Origin of the sequence: Nitrosomonas sp. (assembly GCF_019752095.1) — a bacterium.
Taxonomy (GTDB): Bacteria; Pseudomonadota; Gammaproteobacteria; order Burkholderiales; family Nitrosomonadaceae; genus Nitrosomonas.
Genome location: NZ_JAIEMO010000006.1, coordinates 38,300 through 56,888 on the forward strand (window position 1 = coordinate 38,300; position 18,589 = coordinate 56,888).

At 44.7% G+C, this 18,589-nt stretch carries 18 protein-coding genes and 1 pseudogene; 7 read left to right on the forward strand and 12 right to left on the reverse strand.

All coding sequences use genetic code 11. The annotated features are described in order from the left end of the window. Positions 1–29: 29 nt before the first annotated feature. The 9 genes and pseudogenes from K2Q13_RS02655 to purE all read right to left on the reverse strand — a co-directional run bounded on the left by K2Q13_RS02655 (position 30) and on the right by purE (position 9,255). Positions 30–1,703: an MraY family glycosyltransferase gene (locus K2Q13_RS02655; RefSeq protein ID WP_292919112.1), complete on the reverse strand. Its 1,674-nt coding sequence runs from the start codon at positions 1,701–1,703 to the stop codon at positions 30–32. Positions 1,704–1,715: 12 nt separating this feature from the next. Continuing rightward, positions 1,716–2,585: a polysaccharide deacetylase family protein gene (locus K2Q13_RS02660; protein ID WP_292919113.1), complete on the reverse strand. Its 870-nt coding sequence runs from the start codon at positions 2,583–2,585 to the stop codon at positions 1,716–1,718. A gap of 1,488 nt (positions 2,586–4,073) precedes the next feature. Continuing rightward, positions 4,074–4,667: pseudogene (locus K2Q13_RS02665) on the reverse strand (IS110 family transposase); the annotation flags it as partial. Between the two features lie 367 nt (positions 4,668–5,034). Beyond that, positions 5,035–5,274, reverse strand: a complete 240-nt coding sequence (locus tag K2Q13_RS02670; RefSeq protein ID WP_292919114.1) for a hypothetical protein — start codon at positions 5,272–5,274, stop codon at positions 5,035–5,037. A gap of 195 nt (positions 5,275–5,469) precedes the next feature. Then, a complete protein-coding gene (locus K2Q13_RS02675) occupies positions 5,470–5,979 on the reverse strand; it encodes a DUF1643 domain-containing protein (RefSeq protein ID WP_292919115.1) in 510 nt (169 codons plus the stop codon). A 75-nt stretch (positions 5,980–6,054) separates the two neighbouring features. Continuing rightward, positions 6,055–6,546, reverse strand: a complete 492-nt coding sequence (locus tag K2Q13_RS02680) for a hypothetical protein (RefSeq protein ID WP_292919116.1) — start codon at positions 6,544–6,546, stop codon at positions 6,055–6,057. Positions 6,547–6,731: 185 nt separating this feature from the next. Continuing rightward, positions 6,732–7,622, reverse strand: coding sequence for a phosphoribosylaminoimidazolesuccinocarboxamide synthase (locus tag K2Q13_RS02685; RefSeq protein WP_292919117.1), 891 nt, complete (start codon positions 7,620–7,622; stop codon positions 6,732–6,734). Further along, positions 7,619–8,767 (reverse strand): 5-(carboxyamino)imidazole ribonucleotide synthase, encoded by a 1,149-nt coding sequence (locus tag K2Q13_RS02690; protein WP_292919118.1) that lies wholly within the window; start codon positions 8,765–8,767, stop codon positions 7,619–7,621. The genes K2Q13_RS02685 and K2Q13_RS02690 overlap by 4 nt, the downstream gene beginning before the upstream one ends. After that, entirely contained in the window at positions 8,767–9,255 is a 489-nt protein-coding gene (purE, locus tag K2Q13_RS02695; RefSeq protein ID WP_292919119.1) for a 5-(carboxyamino)imidazole ribonucleotide mutase, read from the reverse strand. The genes K2Q13_RS02690 and purE overlap by 1 nt, the downstream gene beginning before the upstream one ends. 249 nt (positions 9,256–9,504) lie before the next feature. Here purE and K2Q13_RS02700 point away from each other — a divergent pair, with 249 nt between their 5' ends. The 6 genes from K2Q13_RS02700 to K2Q13_RS02725 all read left to right on the forward strand — a co-directional run bounded on the left by K2Q13_RS02700 (position 9,505) and on the right by K2Q13_RS02725 (position 13,905). Continuing rightward, positions 9,505–9,936, forward strand: a complete 432-nt coding sequence (locus K2Q13_RS02700; protein WP_292919120.1) for a biopolymer transporter ExbD — start codon at positions 9,505–9,507, stop codon at positions 9,934–9,936. A gap of 79 nt (positions 9,937–10,015) precedes the next feature. Beyond that, positions 10,016–10,657, forward strand: a complete 642-nt coding sequence (locus K2Q13_RS02705) for a superoxide dismutase (protein WP_292919121.1) — start codon at positions 10,016–10,018, stop codon at positions 10,655–10,657. Between the two features lie 10 nt (positions 10,658–10,667). Then, positions 10,668–11,312 (forward strand): ATP phosphoribosyltransferase, encoded by a 645-nt coding sequence (gene hisG, locus K2Q13_RS02710; RefSeq protein ID WP_292919122.1) that lies wholly within the window; start codon positions 10,668–10,670, stop codon positions 11,310–11,312. Positions 11,313–11,342: 30 nt separating this feature from the next. Continuing rightward, positions 11,343–12,641 (forward strand): histidinol dehydrogenase, encoded by a 1,299-nt coding sequence (gene hisD / locus K2Q13_RS02715; RefSeq protein ID WP_292919169.1) that lies wholly within the window; start codon positions 11,343–11,345, stop codon positions 12,639–12,641. A 49-nt stretch (positions 12,642–12,690) separates the two neighbouring features. Next, complete coding sequence (locus tag K2Q13_RS02720; RefSeq protein ID WP_292919123.1) at positions 12,691–13,509, forward strand: RNA methyltransferase; 819 nt, start codon at positions 12,691–12,693, stop codon at positions 13,507–13,509. 48 nt (positions 13,510–13,557) lie between these two features. Continuing rightward, positions 13,558–13,905 carry a hypothetical protein gene (locus tag K2Q13_RS02725; protein WP_292919124.1) on the forward strand — a complete coding sequence of 116 codons (348 nt, stop codon included), beginning with the start codon at positions 13,558–13,560 and terminating at the stop codon, positions 13,903–13,905. Between the two features lie 5 nt (positions 13,906–13,910). Here K2Q13_RS02725 and uvrB read toward each other — a convergent pair whose 3' ends face one another. Then, on the reverse strand, positions 13,911–15,941 hold the full coding sequence (gene uvrB, locus K2Q13_RS02730; protein WP_292919125.1) for an excinuclease ABC subunit UvrB: 2,031 nt from the start codon (positions 15,939–15,941) through the stop codon (positions 13,911–13,913). A gap of 80 nt (positions 15,942–16,021) precedes the next feature. On the opposite strand from uvrB, the gene K2Q13_RS02735 reads away from it, so the two are divergent. Then, entirely contained in the window at positions 16,022–17,215 is a 1,194-nt protein-coding gene (locus K2Q13_RS02735; protein ID WP_292919126.1) for a pyridoxal phosphate-dependent aminotransferase, read from the forward strand. A 33-nt stretch (positions 17,216–17,248) separates the two neighbouring features. Here K2Q13_RS02735 and flhC read toward each other — a convergent pair whose 3' ends face one another. Both flhC and flhD read right to left on the reverse strand, forming a co-directional pair. Next, on the reverse strand, positions 17,249–17,788 hold the full coding sequence (gene flhC, locus K2Q13_RS02740; RefSeq protein WP_292919127.1) for a flagellar transcriptional regulator FlhC: 540 nt from the start codon (positions 17,786–17,788) through the stop codon (positions 17,249–17,251). A gap of 27 nt (positions 17,789–17,815) precedes the next feature. Continuing rightward, a complete protein-coding gene (gene flhD, locus K2Q13_RS02745; RefSeq protein WP_292919128.1) occupies positions 17,816–18,133 on the reverse strand; it encodes a flagellar transcriptional regulator FlhD in 318 nt (105 codons plus the stop codon). Positions 18,134–18,589 lie beyond the last annotated feature (456 nt).

Genomic DNA, 18,589 nt, shown 5'->3' on the forward strand with positions numbered 1-18,589 from the left:
TTATAAATTTTATATTAAATGTAGTTGCGCTATACCAATAAGGTTCTGGTTGCCATGATTACAAGTGCAATAATAGACAAAAAGGTATGCAAAGGATGTTGACCATGAGTGCGGATATTGATTTTCATAACCAACATGAATGGGATAGACAACAAAAAAGCATGCTGCACAGCTTGCAAAATCATAGGAGAAATTTGCAAATCTGCCATAACTATAAAAACCACAAACCAGAGAATGAGAAAGATTAGCAGTTCAAAATCTGACGCAAAAATAATCTCGTTACATTGGGTGAACAATAACTTCAACGCCACCCACAACAATGCCATTGCTGACAATACGCTTAGATATTCATAGAGCCAGGAGAAATGAAACAACACTGAGAGGTTGTAAACCAGCATCAGCGCAAAAATATTCAAATATAAAGTGCCATGCAAAATACTTAGATCTGCTGCGCGCCGGGTGCGGAAGGAAAAAAACACCAACAACGCCGCAAGACCATATAACATCAGAACCTTACTACCACTTAAACCAAGTAATGGCGCCAACAGCGCAGGAAATAGCAGCGCTACAAGTATTACAATACCAATCGAATGCCGCCCATCAAGCCAGTGAGCCATCCGCTTGAAAACATCAGATTGTCTGAATTTATCCAAGCGATGTATCGCCCATTTTTTTTTATCAATATAGGTGCTTCGTAGTAACAAAAAACATGCAGACACCAACAGCCCTGCGCTTACCAAACTCAAAAAAATCACCCAATCTGGTTTATCTCGCAGCGTGATTGCCAATAAACCGAAAGCAAACATTCCAATATAGATCACGGCTACTGCTGTCGGATGTGACAAACCAATATCAATCAAACGATGGTGCAAATGTGTCCGATCAGACAAAAATGGATTATTCTTAGAAAAAATCCGCCACGCCATTACTGACAAAGTATCAAACAACGGCAGCGCTATCACCATAGCAAGCGCGGATAGCGACAATTGCGGAGCAGTATGATTCAAGTTGACAAGTATCACCCCTAACACATAACCCAGCATCATGCTTCCGCTATCACCCATAAAAACCCTGGTCGGATAGCTGTTGTAACGCAAGAAACCAATAACTGCACCAATTAGAGAAATTGCAATTATCATTAACCAGCCATGATTAACACTCCATGCAAAATAACCCAAGAATGCCAATGCAATCACCGAAATTCCACCCGCTAAACTATCCAGGCCATCTGCAAAGTTGAGTGCGTTTATGATCCCCACCAAGAAAATTACCGTGAAGACCAACGATGCTTTACCCAACGCTAAGTCGCCAATATTTAGAATATTTCCGATATATTCGACTTTCATATCGCTCAGATAAACAAACAGCGTTGCGGATATAAATTGGCCAAGGAACTTCCAGGCTGGTGAAATTTCCATTATGTCGTCAACAGCACCGGTGATGACAATTGCGACCAATCCTGTCAAAAAAGCAACAAAGAAGGTATCCAGCGGAAGGAAAATCAAGCAAATTATTACGAAGCTAATTGAAATCGCTAAGCCACCCATTCGCGGCTTAGGTGTTGTATGTGCACTCCGGAGCTTTGGAATATCCATTGCCCCAACCTTCTGAGCTAGGCTGGAAGTCATGGGCATAAGCAGCATGGACAGAAAAATTGCCAGAGATAAAATTAACCCGATGAACTCAATCGATATTTGAGCCATATGTAGCGCTGATTATCCGAAACGCTCACTACAGGATTGCATCTCAACAACAGGTGCTCTGGCCCAATTCACTAACTTGTCAGCCGTTTCAATGTCAATGAAGTTGTTACAGGCCAACCATTGATCCAGCTTTTTATAGGCGCCTTTCAAGCCCACATAAGATTTAAATCTTCGATAGAGCGGAATATTTAAAACCGGCTGATCCACATCAAAATCACGTGGATGAAAGTATGTCATCACGTAATCAGCTTGGTTGGTCAATTTCTGAATCACACAGAACGGCATCAACCTGAAATACCCTCCTCCGGAAAAAATTAATTTCTTGCCTAAAATCTTCCCAAAACTGATAGGAAATTCTTTTATTTGTCCACTTGCACAACCTAATAGGGAAGGTTGTGCCCGTCCAAAATTTTTATAACCGCCATGTCCTCGCTCAACGGGAAAAATGGAACTATCTCGTTCTATTCCATGTTCAAGGAGAGTTTCGACCATCCAGTCGTTTCCTCTAACAAAGGAAAATCCTGGCGCTCGATAGGTTTTGACTTTTTTACCCGTAATATCTTCCAGAGTATAAATTGAACGCCGCAAATCTTCTCGGAATTGATCTCGGGTTTGCTGATAGGCTAATTGGTGCATATGCGAGTGGGATGCAACTTCAAAACCAAGTTCATCGATTCGGCGAATAATTTCCGGATAATGTTTACCCACCCAACCCAAACAAAAGAAACTTGCGCTGTGCCCGTGCAGCAAGGTTAATTCCAGCAGGCGATCGACATTGGCATGAATGCGTGGCTTGAAATTGAGCCAGTGAGCTTCAGTAGCGGTACATTCAATGTCCAGCATGTGAAACCAATCTTCAATATCGTAAGTCAGAATATTCATCTTAACGAAATGGCACCCAACATTTTTAAAACCACTTAAATATGAAATCTTGTCAGACTGCGAATAGAACAAATATTTTACCAAGCAGCATATCTCATTTCTTTAAAATAATATATATGTCAAATGATTAACGGCATTATGCTGCTCTGCGACATTCTCCAAATGGCATAATCAATCTTCTGACAATCAGCCCTAGGAGTCTGTCGGACTTAAGGTCATTAAAAAAATCTGCACTCGCTTTCCCACTCGGCTCGCCACGATTGCTTAAGTCCGACAGACTCCTAGTGGAATAAATACAAATGATAGTGTGTGATAGGCTGGAGTGAGTTGGCGAACCTAACAATTAATGTGAACGTGTAAAGTTGGAATTCTTATCCTCTCAATCTACCGTGCTGGATTCCTGATGCTGGTATACACCAGTTTTTTTATCGCAACCTGACTCATTTTGTTTCCTCATTGTTAAATGGGTCGTCTCGCTCTTCACTGACGATGGTTAATTTACGCGTTCTAACTCAAGAAGTACGCAATTGCTCAACATTTGGCTTTGTGACTCCAAGACTACCTGTGAGTATGCTTTGTTGATATGGGGAGACTCAGATGTTGAGACTTTGGCAAAGGTCTCATGCTAAGAATTTAAGTGCAACCTTCAAATTCCATGATATCGACTACCGCCGATCCTTCTGACGGGGCCAGGAGTAAGCGGCTTTCTCCTTAAATTCTGCTATAAAGATACGAGGGATAAGTTTCATAAAAACTCCTCGCAAATTGATGTCCACTTGCTCGCCCTAAAGAAACCGGGTCTTACTCAACCTGCAAAACTACTAGAGGCCGTTGAAAAACTATCTGCATTGCCGCTACGGTATACGGTATTAAAACAGGTTAAAAATATTCATTTATTATTTATAAACTGCGCTTTTTCACCTATTTTTTGCCTTGCATCAACTGCTTCAAAAACATTTTTCAACGGCCTGCTAAAGTTTCACTGATTATTATTCTTTATTCGCACTATCACGATCTTTCAGAATATCTTGACTTGGAGGATACTGGCCTGGCTTTGGCTCGCCGCATGCAACCAAGAATAACGATGCTAAAACCGCTACAACAAAAAAAGAATATTTCATAATATGATTTCCTATATTTGAATGTACGTTAATTGGAAATAACCCTCTATTAAAAAACAGAAAACTGACTTTTCTCTTTGCTAATTCTCAGCTCTCGTTATTTATTAGATTATCCTTTATAACATAACCAAGACTAAATTTTCGTGAAGATTCGTTAATATCACCGATTTGCAGGGAAATTAGGCGTATTCGGATTGTCTTGGTCACATCGGTCAGAACATTTCTCCTGGCCGATTCCACTAGCACAGATGATCACTTTTTACCTGGCATCAACATATTATTGAGAGCGGTCGACCAAGATAAATTGGCGAATTCCAATAATTATGCTCATTTTTCTTGTATCGCGACCTGACCCCATTTCCATACGCTCGATGTTCTTCACATCTGCTTCGATTTCATTGAGTCGATTTAATTGTTCCTTGACTGCCTCAAACAGCATGCCAGGTACGATTTCTTCCAGTTCAACCATGCGCTGCTGTATTTCCGCTAGACCTGCTTGCCGTCCACCTTTCAACGTAATGCCAAATTCGTAGAGCAAGCCGCGCAATTGGTTCACCTGCATGGTACGGAACTTGATCAGCGACAATCTTATTCGGTGCGACGCCAGCATTGCTTGTTGATCTTCTGTTTTGCCAGCCACTGTACGCATCCCCGGTTGCCGTACCGCCGTCCAGATTGCCTTGGCATCCGCCACATCGGTCTTGTTGCCTTGCACGAAGGGTCGAACAAACTTGGCATGAATCAGTTTGACCTCATGTCCCTGCGCCATCAGTTTGCGTCGCCACCAGTGCGCGCTACCGCACGCTTCAATTGCAATCAGTCCAGCTTCACGTTGCGCCAAAAACTCCAGCAGTTCTTGCTTGCCAAACTTGCGGTTATGAATCTCCCCGCTCTCGTGCGTCACCCAGTACAGTTGAAAAACTCGCTTTGCAATATCCAACCCATAGGTCGTAAAATTCATTTCAGCCCCTCCGTCCGTTTGTGGAAAGATTCTATTATCTCCACTTTGGCACGTAGATGCCGTCAGGTCCGCGAGGGGCTCTAACTCAATTCCTATTGTTTACCCCGGCTCCCCGGTGGGGAGGGAGGCGTCCATACCATCTTGTATCGCGACCTGACCCCGTTTCTATGTGCGACATTATTGAGGTACAGGTTTACTTCTGCGGTCTTCGTACCGGAGATTCCAAAATTCTACGAATTGCTGTTAGTTCGCCTGTAACGGCTGATAAATAATCATTGGCATGGTGCGATACCACTAACATTCAAATTGAGAGGTACTTTGCCAGCAAGCTCAGCTTGCTGGCAAAGTGTTCCTTTCGAAGCTCGGGTTAGACATATGCCTGCACCAGCAGAAAACCAGCGAGCGGCGCTAAAGCAAACAGCACAACAACGCCAAGACACCCAGACCTAGAACCGTCGGAAGAAGTAAAACGCTCACGTTCCTGGGGTGGTCTAGACTGAAGCCACTTGGCATGACAGGACTGGCAGAAAAATTTAGTTTTGTTGTTGCGCCATGCCTCGATGGTCCGCTCGGTGTGCCGTGAAACCGCACTGCAACGAGCACACATGAAATATGTTTCTTTGGGCCGACGTTTAAGTAAGATCTTGCCAAAAAAGAACAAGACTACAACCCCTACAACTACCGCCCCGATGATGAGTTCCTGTGACATTTAGTTTTCCGTACTTAAAGTAGAGGTGACCGGCGCTACTCGGCTTTATAGTGTAGCATCCAGCGACCGAAGAGGGCGGAGTCGACCGCCATGTTAGATGCTGTACTCTGACACATATTCAACATAACTAGCTCTTGAGGGGTGACATTTTCCATACAACAAGGATTTTCCGCTTTGCGCTTTGAGCATCTGATTAATCGCTACTCTTCTTGTTTCGTAGGCGTTGCCGCTTCCCCATGCGACAAGAATGATATCGGATTCAGAAATGGCCTGCTGGATATGCGAATTATTTTCTGAACCGATGTGTTCGTCTTGGCCGGAGAAGTCTTTTGTTTGCACGAAAGCAAACTGGTTTACAACAATCAGCTTTTTCACCCCAGAAAACTGAGGAATACCCTTCGTGAAAATTAGTTTCTCTAGAAATTGAACTGATTTGTCAGCAATCTCTGAGTTGGCGACGCTGGGATTTTGCATTACCGCGCATACGATTTTAGTATCTCTGTCGGTTGCCTCATTGAGCGAAATATCTAGCCGATAGCGATATTTTGTGCAGTCGGAAAATGTGGCCAGAGCTCTCACCTTGTCAATGTGCTTGTAAATCATTGAGACATCCTTGGTTTTAAGTTGAGCCTCGACGAGTCGGCCAATGTGAATGCCATGCGTGCATCTAACGCCAAGCTAAGAGATGTGCGCTTTTTGCGCGTCCTGCTTGAGTGCCTTGTTATATTTTCTTTTGATTTGAACTTGCCTACTCCGCCAATCACTCACTAGGTTTGCCAATGCTTTACCATCATTAGCCGTTTTTTCCGCGCCTTTCAAAAAATCTTCTGTATTTGGAATATTGGCTTGTCGATGTGGAAATTTTACCAAACCGTGAACATACTTATTTCTCTGCTTTCGCCAGGAATCAATCTTTGATATCAATTCATTACATACTTCCCAAATTGCACCTGGGTTGGTTGTGGAAATTTTCCACAACATGATGAGGTTTGCAAAGGATTGACTATGGATTTGATCTGATTTCAGTGTGTCAGTTGCCTCTAGGAAACTTGCAAGACGATCACTAATAATGCTTTCTTCGATTGTAATAGCCTCGAAGAAATGCTTTGACTTTATAGAAGAATCGATACGAGTATATGCTTCTGTATAACGTTCTTGTTTAATACCCATAATGCTTCGTCCTAGCAAATATAACGTAATATATAAGACATTTTGCTCAATAACATTTTATGTAAAAACAGGTGTCCAAAACAGGCATCAGGTCCATAATCAAGAAACTTTGGTCTTGCCAAGAATCGCATCAATCATCGTTTGCTGTAAGTATCCATTTTTGAAGCAACCATGATCGATTCCAGCTATCCCGTCAACAACCTCAAAGCTTCCCGATACTTCTCCATCGTCTGCCGTAAAATATCTTCCGGCAATTCCGGCGCGGGCGCTTTTTTGTTCCAATCCTGCGTTTCCAGCCAGTCACGCACGAATTGCTTATCGAAACTGGGGGGATTCTGCCCTGCCCGATACTGATCGGCAGGCCAAAAGCGCGAGGAGTCGGGTGTCAATACTTCGTCGATCAGATACAGTTCACCGGCGTCATCCAGGCCAAATTCAAACTTGGTGTCGGCGATGATGATGCCGCGTTGCAGCGCGTAATCAGCGGCTTCGGTGTAGAGCTGGATAGCTTTTTCACTGACTTTTTCAGTGAGTGGTTTGCCTAACTGCTGTTCCACTTGTATTAAAGCAATATTCTCGTCATGCGCACCGGCTGGTGCTTTGGTGGAGGGGGTAAAAATCGCGCCACAGGGCAGCTTCTCAGCCAGTTTCAATCCGGCAGGCAATTGAATGCCGCAAATTGCGCCGGTTTGTTGATAATCCTTCCAACCGGAACCGACCACATAGCCGCGCACAATCGCTTCGACCGGCAAAGGCTTTAAGCGCCGGATGACAAATGCGCGGTCGCGCACTTGTTCATGCTCACTTTCAGCAACGACCGATTCCGGTGCGATACCCGTCAGGTGATTGGGCAGGATATGCGCGAGCTTCTGAAACCAGAAATGGGACAATGCAGTGAGAATTTTGCCTTTGCCGGGCACCGCCGTGGGCAGAATCACGTCAAACGCCGATAAGCGGTCAGTTTGCACGATCAGCAGTTGATCGTCACCAACGGCGTAAATATCCCTAACTTTGCCGCGATGTAAAAATGGCAAACTTTTGAGGTTGGTTTCAAATACTGCGGATGATTGCGTCATAGGTTCTGGATTCGATGATGTTCAAGTTGTTTTTTGATATGAATGGCTTCTCGCAATGCGCTGTCAAGTTCCGTGCTTAGCACGGTGTAATGCCCCATTTTACGCCCTGGGTGCGCCGCATTTTTGCCGTATAAATGCAATTTAGCCGATGGATGTTGCAACACCCGATGCCAATCGGGTTTTCCATTGCGCCATAAATCCCCCAGCAGATTAACCATTACCGCAGCGCTATGTTGCGTGGTGGCTCCTAACGGAAGCCCGCACAATGTTCTAACTTGTTGCTCAAATTGTGACGTAATGCAGGCGTTGATGGAATAATGCCCGCTGTTATGCGGGCGCGGCGCAATTTCATTGATCAATAATGTATCGTCCTGCAGCACAAAAAACTCGACACACAGCACGCCCTGATAATTCAGCTTCACCGCCACCTGGCAAGCCATGTCTTGCGCTTGCTGCGCGAGTTTTGATGTTACTCTGGCCGGCACAATGCTGATATCGAGAATGCCATTGATATGCTGATTCTCGGCGACCGGAAAGGTCTGCAATAGCCCGTCGTTGCCACGCGCCACTACAACCGATAATTCTCTTTTGAGCGGCAGAAATTTCTCCAGCACGCACACAGCGTGATTAAGTTGCTCATGAGCAGCCGTCAATTCGTCAGAATTAACAACCGGCATCTGTCCTTTGCCATCGTAACCAAATTGACTGACTTTCAGGATACCCGGAAGTAATTGCGCCACATCCTGAGCAGTCAGATCTTGTGGTTGCGCGACGATGGCAAACGGCGCGACGGAAAAGCCATTAGCCACCAGAAATTGTTTTTCCAGCACGCGATTTTGCGCAATCGCGACACAGTGCGCATCCGGCTTGACGATGCAGGATTGCACCAGCTTATGCAGCGATTCGGCAGGAATGTTCTCGAATTCAGTGGTAACAGCAGCACATTGATTACCGAGTTTTTGTAGTGCCGCGGAATCCGAATAATCGGCACAGACAAAGTCATCCGCGATTTGTCCCGCCGGGCTGTCAATTGCCGGATCCAGAACGGTTACCCGATACCCCATCTGTTGCGCCGCTTGCACGAACATGCGTCCGAGCTGCCCGCCACCTAGGACACCGAGCATAGCACCAGGCATGATGCGCATTATTTCGGCAACTCGGAAGCCAGGACAGATTCAGCCTGTTTCTGCCGGTATCGATCTAATTGCTCACTCAATTCACTATCATGCACCGCCAGTAATTCAAGCGCAAATAGTCCGGCATTGGCCGCCCCCGCTTCACCGATGGCAAAGGTAGCGACAGGAACCCCTTTAGGCATCTGCACAATCGACAGCAATGAATCCAGGCCCTGCAAATGCTTGGAATTCACTGGAACACCCAGAACCGGCAAAGTGGTCTTTGCCGCGATCATGCCAGGCAGATGCGCCGCACCCCCTGCCCCTGCGATGATGCAGCGGATGCCGCGTGCTTTGGCTTCTGCGGCGAATTGAAACATCAAGTCCGGCGTGCGGTGCGCTGAAACAACTTGGGCTTCATGCGCAATCTTGAATTCATCCAGGATGGCTACCGCATGCTGCATTACATTCCAATCACTTTTACTGCCCATCACAACGCTAATTAATGGTTTAATCATATAACTTCAGTCAACTTTAAATTTGAAAATAAATTACTTAATAGCACATTGCACGATTATGCCTTGAAACACGGCTGGCTATTTTATAAGTCTGTGCAATAATTGTCTGATCTATTTCGATAGCTTCAATAAAAATGACAACTGGTATTATACTAAGCATATTCACAGTTGCACTTTTACATTGATATGACTATTCAATGCATTAAACTTGAAACATTGACTTATCTATTAACGACGGCTTGATTCTGAATGAATTTTCAACGTGGAAAACAAAGTGACGAACCAGAAATCAATCTGGTGCCCATGATCGACGTACTGCTGGTGATACTGATCTTTCTGGTGGTGACTACAACGTATTCGAAATTTGCCGAACTTGAAATCACTCTCCCGCAAGCTAGTGATGAAGAAGTCGACAAAAATATCGACAAGCCAAACAATATAGACATCACCGTCAATGCACTGGGAGATTACACCATCAATCGGATACCCATCAAGTTTTCCAGCATTGAAAGCCTGCGTGACGCGTTGCTGTTCGCAGCCAAAGATCAGCCTGATCCCTTTATCATCATCAGCGCAGATGCCAAGGCTACGCATCAATCAGTCATTACAGTGATGGAAGCTGCTCGCTTGGCGGGTTACAATAAAATCACTTTCACCACGGAAACGAATAATGCCAACTGATGATTAGTTCGGATGGTGATTGAATTCAGCAAAAATTATTACAATAAACTCTAACGTTCCATTTCATAAGGAGAGCACTATGACCAATGTCAACCTCGATAATTTTTCCCAAGCGGCGCAATCCGGGTCGCAGTATGTCTTAGCCCCATTACCTTATTCCGATACTGCGCTGCAGCCTGTGATATCTTCAAATACACTCAGTTTTCATTATGGTAAGCACCACAAAACCTATGTCGACAACTTGAATAATCTGCTAGCAAATAGCGATCTGGCAGGACAATCTTTGGAACAAATCATCAAAGCAACCGCCGGACAAGCGGATAAGGCCGCGATTTTCAATAATGCTGCGCAAGTCTGGAACCATATGTTTTATTGGCATAGCCTGAAATCAAGTGGTGGCGGCGAACCATCCGCAACACTAAAACAAAAAATTGAAGCTTCATTCGGTAGCCTGGAAAACTGCAAAAAGGAATTTGCTCAAGCCGCGCTCACTCAGTTTGGAAGTGGTTGGGCATGGTTGGTGCAAGATGGCGACAAAATTGCCTTAGTCAAAACCGGTAACGCCGAAACGCCGCTGACAAAGGATGTCCGCCCGCTATTGACCATCGATGTTTGGGAACATGCTTACTATTTGGATTACCAGAATCGCCGTGCTGATTATGCAAACGCAATTCTGGATAAATTAATTAATTGGGATTTTGCTGCAGCTAACCTTAAATAATCCCACTTTTATGACTGATATCACCATCGCCCTGTCAAAAGGGCGAATTTTTGATGACACCGCGCCCATACTCAACGCTGCGGGAATTGAGGCGCTCGACAATCCGGAAACATCACGCAAATTAATTCTCTCCACCAACCGGGCGAATGTACGCTTGATCATAGTACGTGCATCAGATGTACCGACTTATGTGCAGTATGGCGCTGCAGATCTCGGCATCGCCGGCAAGGATGTACTGCTCGAACATGGCGGCGCAGGACTTTATCAGCCGCTGGATCTGAATATTGCACGCTGCCGCATGATGGTGGCGGTAGCGGAAGATTTTGATTACGATTCTGCGGTGCAACAAGGCGCGCGGCTACGCGTTGCCACAAAATACGTGCAAACTGCGCGCGAACACTTCGCTGCCAAAGGCGTGCATGTCGACCTGATCAAACTGTATGGCTCGATGGAATTAGCGCCTTTAGTAGGCCTGGCAGACGCCATTGTTGATCTCGTTTCGAGCGGTAACACATTAAAAGCTAACCATCTTAAGGCGGTGGAAGAAATCATGGCCATTTCATCACGATTAATTATTAATCAGGCAGCCTTAAAACTGAAGAGAGATGCCATTCAACCAATATTGGATGCATTTTCTGCAGCCGTCAAACCATAAATCCGCCAGCACTCACTCATCATAACCATGATAGAAATAAAACGATTTAATTCAAAAGACGCTGACTTTGATTCCAAATTAGAGAAACTTCTGGCATTCGAGAATGCACAGGACGATGCCGTCGAATTGACCGTAGCGAAGATTCTTGCCGATATTAAACAGCGCAAAGATGCCGCTCTGATCGAATATACCAACCGGTTTGACAGACTGTCGGCAACTTCCGGCAAGGACTTTGAGCTCACGCAGAACCAGCTGCAGCAAGCGCTGAGCGCTTTGCCGTCGAATCAACGAACTGCCTTGGAAAAAGCGGCCGAGCGGGTTCGCAGCTACCATGAAAAGCAGTTAATGAGCTCATGGCAATATACCGATTCGGAAGGTACGTTACTTGGCCAAAAAATAACGCCGCTGGATCGCGTTGGGCTCTATGTTCCTGGCGGGAAAGCTTCTTACCCTTCTTCGGTTCTGATGAATGCTATTCCAGCCAAAGTCGCCGGTGTAGAAGAATTAATCATGGTGGTTCCAACACCGGATGGCGAAAGAAATGACATGGTTCTGGCAGCAGCGGCTATTAGCCAAGTGGATCGCGTATTCACCATCGGCGGCGCTCAAGCTGTCGCTGCGTTAGCCTATGGTACCGAAACCATACCGCCGGTGGATAAAATTGTCGGTCCCGGCAATGCCTATGTCGCCGCTGCCAAACGGCGGGTATTTGGCATCGTTGGCATCGACATGGTCGCCGGTCCATCTGAAATTTTAGTCATTTGCGATGGCCAAACCAATCCGGATTGGATTGCGATGGATTTGTTTTCTCAAGCCGAACATGATGAGTTAGCCCAGTCGATATTATTATCACCCAATGCTGAATTTCTCGACCAGGTGTTGCACAGCCTGAACCGCCTGTTGGCAGCAATGACTCGTAAAGAGGTCATTCGTGCTTCACTGGAAAATCGCGGCGCTTTGATTCAGGTGCAAGATTTGGATGAAGCCTGTGTTATCGCCAACCGAATCGCACCTGAACATCTGGAATTATCCCTCGAGCAACCGGAAAAATGGATTGATAAAATCCGCCACGCCGGCGCTATTTTTATGGGCCGCAATGCTTGTGAGGCGCTAGGAGATTATTGCGCCGGACCTAATCATGTATTGCCGACATCAAGAACCGCGCGCTTCTCCTCTCCATTGGGTGTGTATGATTTTCAGAAACGCAGCAGCTTGATCCAAGTGTCGCAACAAGGTGCAGCGAAGTTGGGAGAAATTGCATCGATACTTGCAACCGGGGAGGGATTACAAGCACATGCATTATCGGCAGAATACCGTTATAAGAATTAATAATGATAGGATTTTACCGCAATAGTTCCGATACCTGCGGGATTCACTTATGCCAGTTATTACTTCACGCGACCACCCGCTCATCAAACAACTGATCCAGTTGGAAGGATCATCGCAATATCGTAAAAAAACTGGCCTGACGCTTCTTGATGGCATCCATCTCATTCAAATTTATAGTTCGATACTGGGCAAACCCAAAAATCTGATCGTCAGCGAATTTTATTTTGCCGATAACAAACATTTCATAGATATGCTTTTTGGCCATAAGCCTCCTAAAATAAACATCGTTAGTGATTCATTATTTCGTGTACTATCTCCAGTCAAAACACCCACAGGGATTCTCGCACTTATTTCAAAACCCATATTGCAGGAAGCAAATCATCGCAAAAAAGCAGTTCTGAGTGTTCTGTTAGAAGCCATTCAAGATCCTGGAAATATGGGTTCAATATTACGTTCGGCCGCCGCCGCCAGCGCCAGTAATATTTATCTTTCAAAACACTGTGCTGACGCCTGGTCTCCCAAAACATTGCGGGCTGCGATGGGTGCGCATTTTTTTTTGCATATTCATGAAAATAGTGATTTGAAGCAAATTGCGCAAGAATTCACGGGGACTGTGGTTGCCACATCCATACAAGCCACGCAGAGTCTTTTTGATGTTTCATTGGCTGGACCCACAGCTTTCATATTTGGGAATGAAGGCGCAGGATTATCTGCAGAAATGATACAAGCAGCACAGACGAATATCTCTATTACAATGCCTGGCAAAACTGAATCTCTGAACGTTGCGGCGGCGGCGGCTATTTGTTTTTTTGAAAAAGTGCGCCAGGATAGATTCTCAACTCTAACTTCCGATGTTGGAACTAAATAATGCAGGGGTGTATCATACTGCAGCTAACAATAATCACTATGGAGCCTCATGAAAATTTCATTTTTATCCCTCATCATCCTGCTCGGATGCGCGTTATTCAATCCTGTCAATGTCATGGCTTTGCACCATGAACCGCAAAATGCACAAGAATCCAAAGAAAGAATGCCTGATAATGAAGGAATTGTTGTCAACACAATGGACGCGGCCGGTTACACTTATATGGAACTGGAAAATAGCGGTCATAAATTCTGGATTGCTGCACCCACAACCAAGGTTAACAAAGGCGATCATATTCGCTACTCTGGAAGTATGACCATGAGCAACTTTACCAGCAAGACTTTGAATCGCACATTCAGCACCATTGTTTTTGTTACTTCTACAGAAATTAAAAAATAGCCTGGCTAAGTCACATCTGAAAAGCCGATTAATAGCTTATTCTTGAGGCTTTTCAGCTCATCTCGATAGAGTGCTGCTTGTTCGAATTCCAAATTCTTTGCAGCACTGAGCATTTTCTTTTCAACACGCTGCATCTCTTTGGCTAATTGCGCTTCACTCATGACATCATAACGCGCCTGTGCTTGTGCAGCTTTGAGGTTTTGCTGCGATGACTCATAGTTATAAACACCATCAATGAGATCTTTAATCCTCTTGTGTACCGATCGAGGAGTAATTTGATGCTGCAAATTATGGTCTATTTGCTTCTGGCGCCGGCGATCAGTCTCATCAATCGCAGCGCGCATGGATTTGGTGATGGTATCAGCGTAAAGAATAGCGGTGCCGTTGATATGACGGGCAGCGCGGCCGATGGTTTGAATCAATGACCTCTCCGAACGCAGAAAACCCTCCTTATCGGCATCCAGTATCGCAACCAAGGAAACTTCCGGGATATCCAATCCTTCGCGCAACAAATTAATTCCGATCAGCACATCAAATTGTCCCAGTCGTAAATCACGGATAATTTCAACCCGCTCCACCGTATCAATATCCGAATGCAGATACCGCACCTTGATTTGATGTTCGGAAAAATAGTCGGTTAAATCTTCTGCCATGCGTTTAGTCAGCGTGGTAACCAGTACACGTTCATTCTTGGCTGTACGCAAACTGACCTCGGACATTAAATCATCGACTTGGGTCGTTACTGGACGTACCTCTATCATCGGATCGACCAACCCGGTAGGCCGTACCACCTGTTCCACTATCTGCCCACTATGTTGATGTTCATAATTCGCAGGCGTTGCCGACACAAAAACAGTCTGCGGCATCCTTTTTTCAAATTCTTCAAAACGCAACGGACGATTATCCAACGCGGATGGCAGGCGAAAACCATAATTCACCAGATTTTCCTTGCGCGATCGATCACCTTTATACATGCCTCCGATCTGCGGCACCGTGACATGGCTCTCGTCAATAATCATCAATGCATTGGATGGCAAGTAATCGAGCAAGGTCGGCGGCGGTTCTCCGGGCTTCTTGCCGGAAAGATGGCGCGAGTAATTTTCAATACCTTTACAGAATCCTAGTTCATTGAGCATCTCCAGATCAAATCGGGTTCGCTGCTCGAGACGCTGGGCTTCAACTAGGCGATGCTCCTGATAATAATATTCCAGTCTCTCACGCAGTTCATTTTTGATGGTTTCCATTGCACGCAAAGTGGTACCTCGCGGTGTAACATAGTGACTGGATGGGTAGACGGTGAATCGCGATAATTTTTGCAGTATACGGCCGGTCAGCGGGTCAAATAATGACAGGCTATCCACCTCATCATCGAATAATGACACCCTTATTGCAGCTTCCGAACTTTCCGCCGGAAAAACATCCACCACATCCCCTCGGACGCGAAATACCCCGCGTTTGAATTCCAACTCATTACGATCGTATTGCATTTCGGTCAAACGCTTTATGACATCACGCTGAGAAATTTTCTCACCGTTGCGCAAATGTAGAATCATGCCATGATAATCCACCGGATCGCCGATACCGTATATACATGACACGGTGGCCACAATAATGACGTCATCGCGCTCCAGCAAGGATTTTGTTGCAGATAGGCGCATCTGTTCGATATGCTCATTGATGCTGGAATCTTTCTCAATAAACAAATCACGCGCAGGAACATACGCTTCGGGTTGATAGTAATCGTAATAAGAAACAAAGTACTCGATGGCGTTCTCTGGGAAAAATTCGCGCATCTCTGCATACAGTTGCGCTGCCAGCGTTTTGTTTGGCGCGATTAAAATTGCCGGACGCCCCGAATGGGCAATCATGTTAGCTATCGTATAGGTTTTCCCCGATCCGGTAACTCCCAGCAATGTTTGAAACGCAAGACCATCATTCATCCCTTCAATGAGTTGCGTAATAGCTGCAGGTTGATCTCCTGCGGGTGCAAATGTCTGATGTAATTTGAACGGACTATTGGGGAAGGTTACGATCACAGGTATAATTCCGACTTAACAATTATGCTTTTATACCATTCTAACATGCCGTTCTATTTATTTTAGTGCGAGGATTTTTTGTGGAACTCTCTAGTCGCGTTCAAGCTATCAAACCATCTCCCACCCTTGCTGTTACTGCACGTGCCGCCAAACTCAAATCTGAAGGTAAAGATATTATAGGATTGGGTGCAGGCGAACCTGACTTTGATACTCCTCAACATATCAAGGATGCTGCGATAGCTGCGATCAACAAAGGCCAAACAAAATATACCCCCGTCGGCGGAACACCAAGTTTAAAAAACGCTATTGTGGCAAAGTTTAAACGTGAGAATAATTTTGATTTTGACCCCAAACAAATTTTAGTTTCCTGTGGAGGTAAGCAGAGTTTCTTTAACTTGGCATTATCTGTAATCAATCCGGGGGATGAAGTGATTATCCCGGCACCCTACTGGGTTTCTTATCCTGACATTGTGCTTATTGCTGAAGGTAAGCCTGTGTTTATCGATACCGGCATTGAACAGAATTTCAAGATATCCCCACAGCAACTAGAGGCGGTCATTACACCCAAAACTAAAATGTTTGTCGTCAACAGCCCCAGCAATCCGACTGGAGCTGTCTATACTTTTGATGAACTCAAAGCACTGAGTGAAGTTTTACGCAAACATCCCAAGATTCTCATTGCCACCGATGACATGTACGAACACATCCTGCTTACTGGAGAACGATTTGGCAATATCGCCAATGCCTGTCCTGATTTATTGCCCCAAACCATGGTTCTCAATGGCGTTTCCAAGGCTTACTCAATGACAGGGTGGCGAATCGGTTATTGCGGTGGACCTGCACACATCATTTCAGCCATGGAAAATATTCAGTCACAAAGCACATCGAATCCAAGCTCTATTTCACAGGCAGCTGCAGAAGCAGCACTCAATGGCGACCAATCGTGTATCAATCCAATGGTAGCAGCGTTCAAAGAACGCAACGTCTTTATGACTGAACAATTGAATCAAATCAATGGAGTACGGTGTTTACTTTCGCAAGGCGCATTCTATGCATTCGCAGATGCTAACCAGTCAATCGATACGTTATATAAAAAAAATCTTATAAGCGCACCCAATGATATCGTATTCAGCGAATATCTTCTGGAAAAAGCCGGAGTCGCTGTAGTTCCAGGCTCCGCATTTGGATGTGAAGGTTATATGCGACTATCATTTGCCACCTCAATGGAAAATCTAAGGCAGGCATTAAGTCGGATGAGAAGTCTGCTGAAATAAGACCATCAGATCCAGCAGATTTATATTTTTTTATTAATGAAGCGCGGCCATCATTGCTGCTTTTTTAGTTTTTCCAGCTCGTGAGGGTACATTGCACAATCCACAGACGTGATTGGAGTGAATTTCCAGTGTGTGCACTACATACTTACCGTGGCATTTCACACAAGGCGCTATGCACAACACGCCACTTTCGACAAAACGCGCTAAAGTCCACGCACGCGTTAAGCTTAATACTTTTTCTAACTGATTGACTTTAACATGCTCATCATAAAGCCTATAACTTTTAATTAATGCATTAATACCTTTAACGCCTGTATTTTCTGTCACATAATGGTATATGTTTATAAACAGTGAAGAGTGCATATTTGGCTGCCAGCTTATAAACCAATCTTCCGAATAAGGCAGCATGCCTTTGGGAGGCGATACCCCTCTAATTTCTTTATATAACTTCACTAATCTTTCACGACTCAGGTCAGTGTTCATTTCCAACACTTGTAATCGAGCCCCTAATTGAATCAATTCAGTCGCCAGTTGAATTTGCTTAGCCTCGGTGATAATGCTTCGATTGCGCATGATGTTGCCCTCTTTATATATTTACTTCTACGCTACAACTTCAGCAGGTTTTCCAGCCATCAAAATAGCTGCATGTGACTTAGCAACAGATTGCTCACGATTATCGTTGGATAACATTTCGGCAATCAAACGATCGTCAAAACGGAAACGACAAAGCAGCATATTTGACGCGGCCATTTTAATTAATTGTGCAGAAGTTAACTTATCCAGAATATCCGCCAAATCCTGATTAATGCCCAACCGATACATGGCAGATACCCTATCATCATGCAGCATTTGCTTTGCAAGCAATAGATAACTTAAGTTGATATCCCGGATCTCATCCAACATTTGATCTGTTTGCATTTAATCACCCCTTAAATAAATAATATTTAATCGAAAACACGCATTCGTGAGGTGACATTTTCAATTATGACGCAATGGAAGTAAATGGAAGTTAGGCTTAAACGAAGCTAGGTAATCTTCTTATCGCAATGTAGGAATTTTGACTACACGATAAAAATGATAATGAGTTAAAAATATGGTGTTTTTTACTGCACTAGTTAACTGAGCAATTTGTCAGTTATTTGTGGCCTGATAACAGAAGAAAAACTCGAGCACAATACTGTATACAACCATGATAGAACCAAGTAAGCCTTCAGCCCCAATTCTTCCGAAATACCCGGGTCATCGAGTCACCGTATTTTTTGCTTCGGATTTCTGAATACCGAACGATCAATGGAATTCATCATATCATGGACACAAAGAACATCCATCTTGAGAATATCGATGGAAAAATACTTTAAACTAATAATCTTCGTA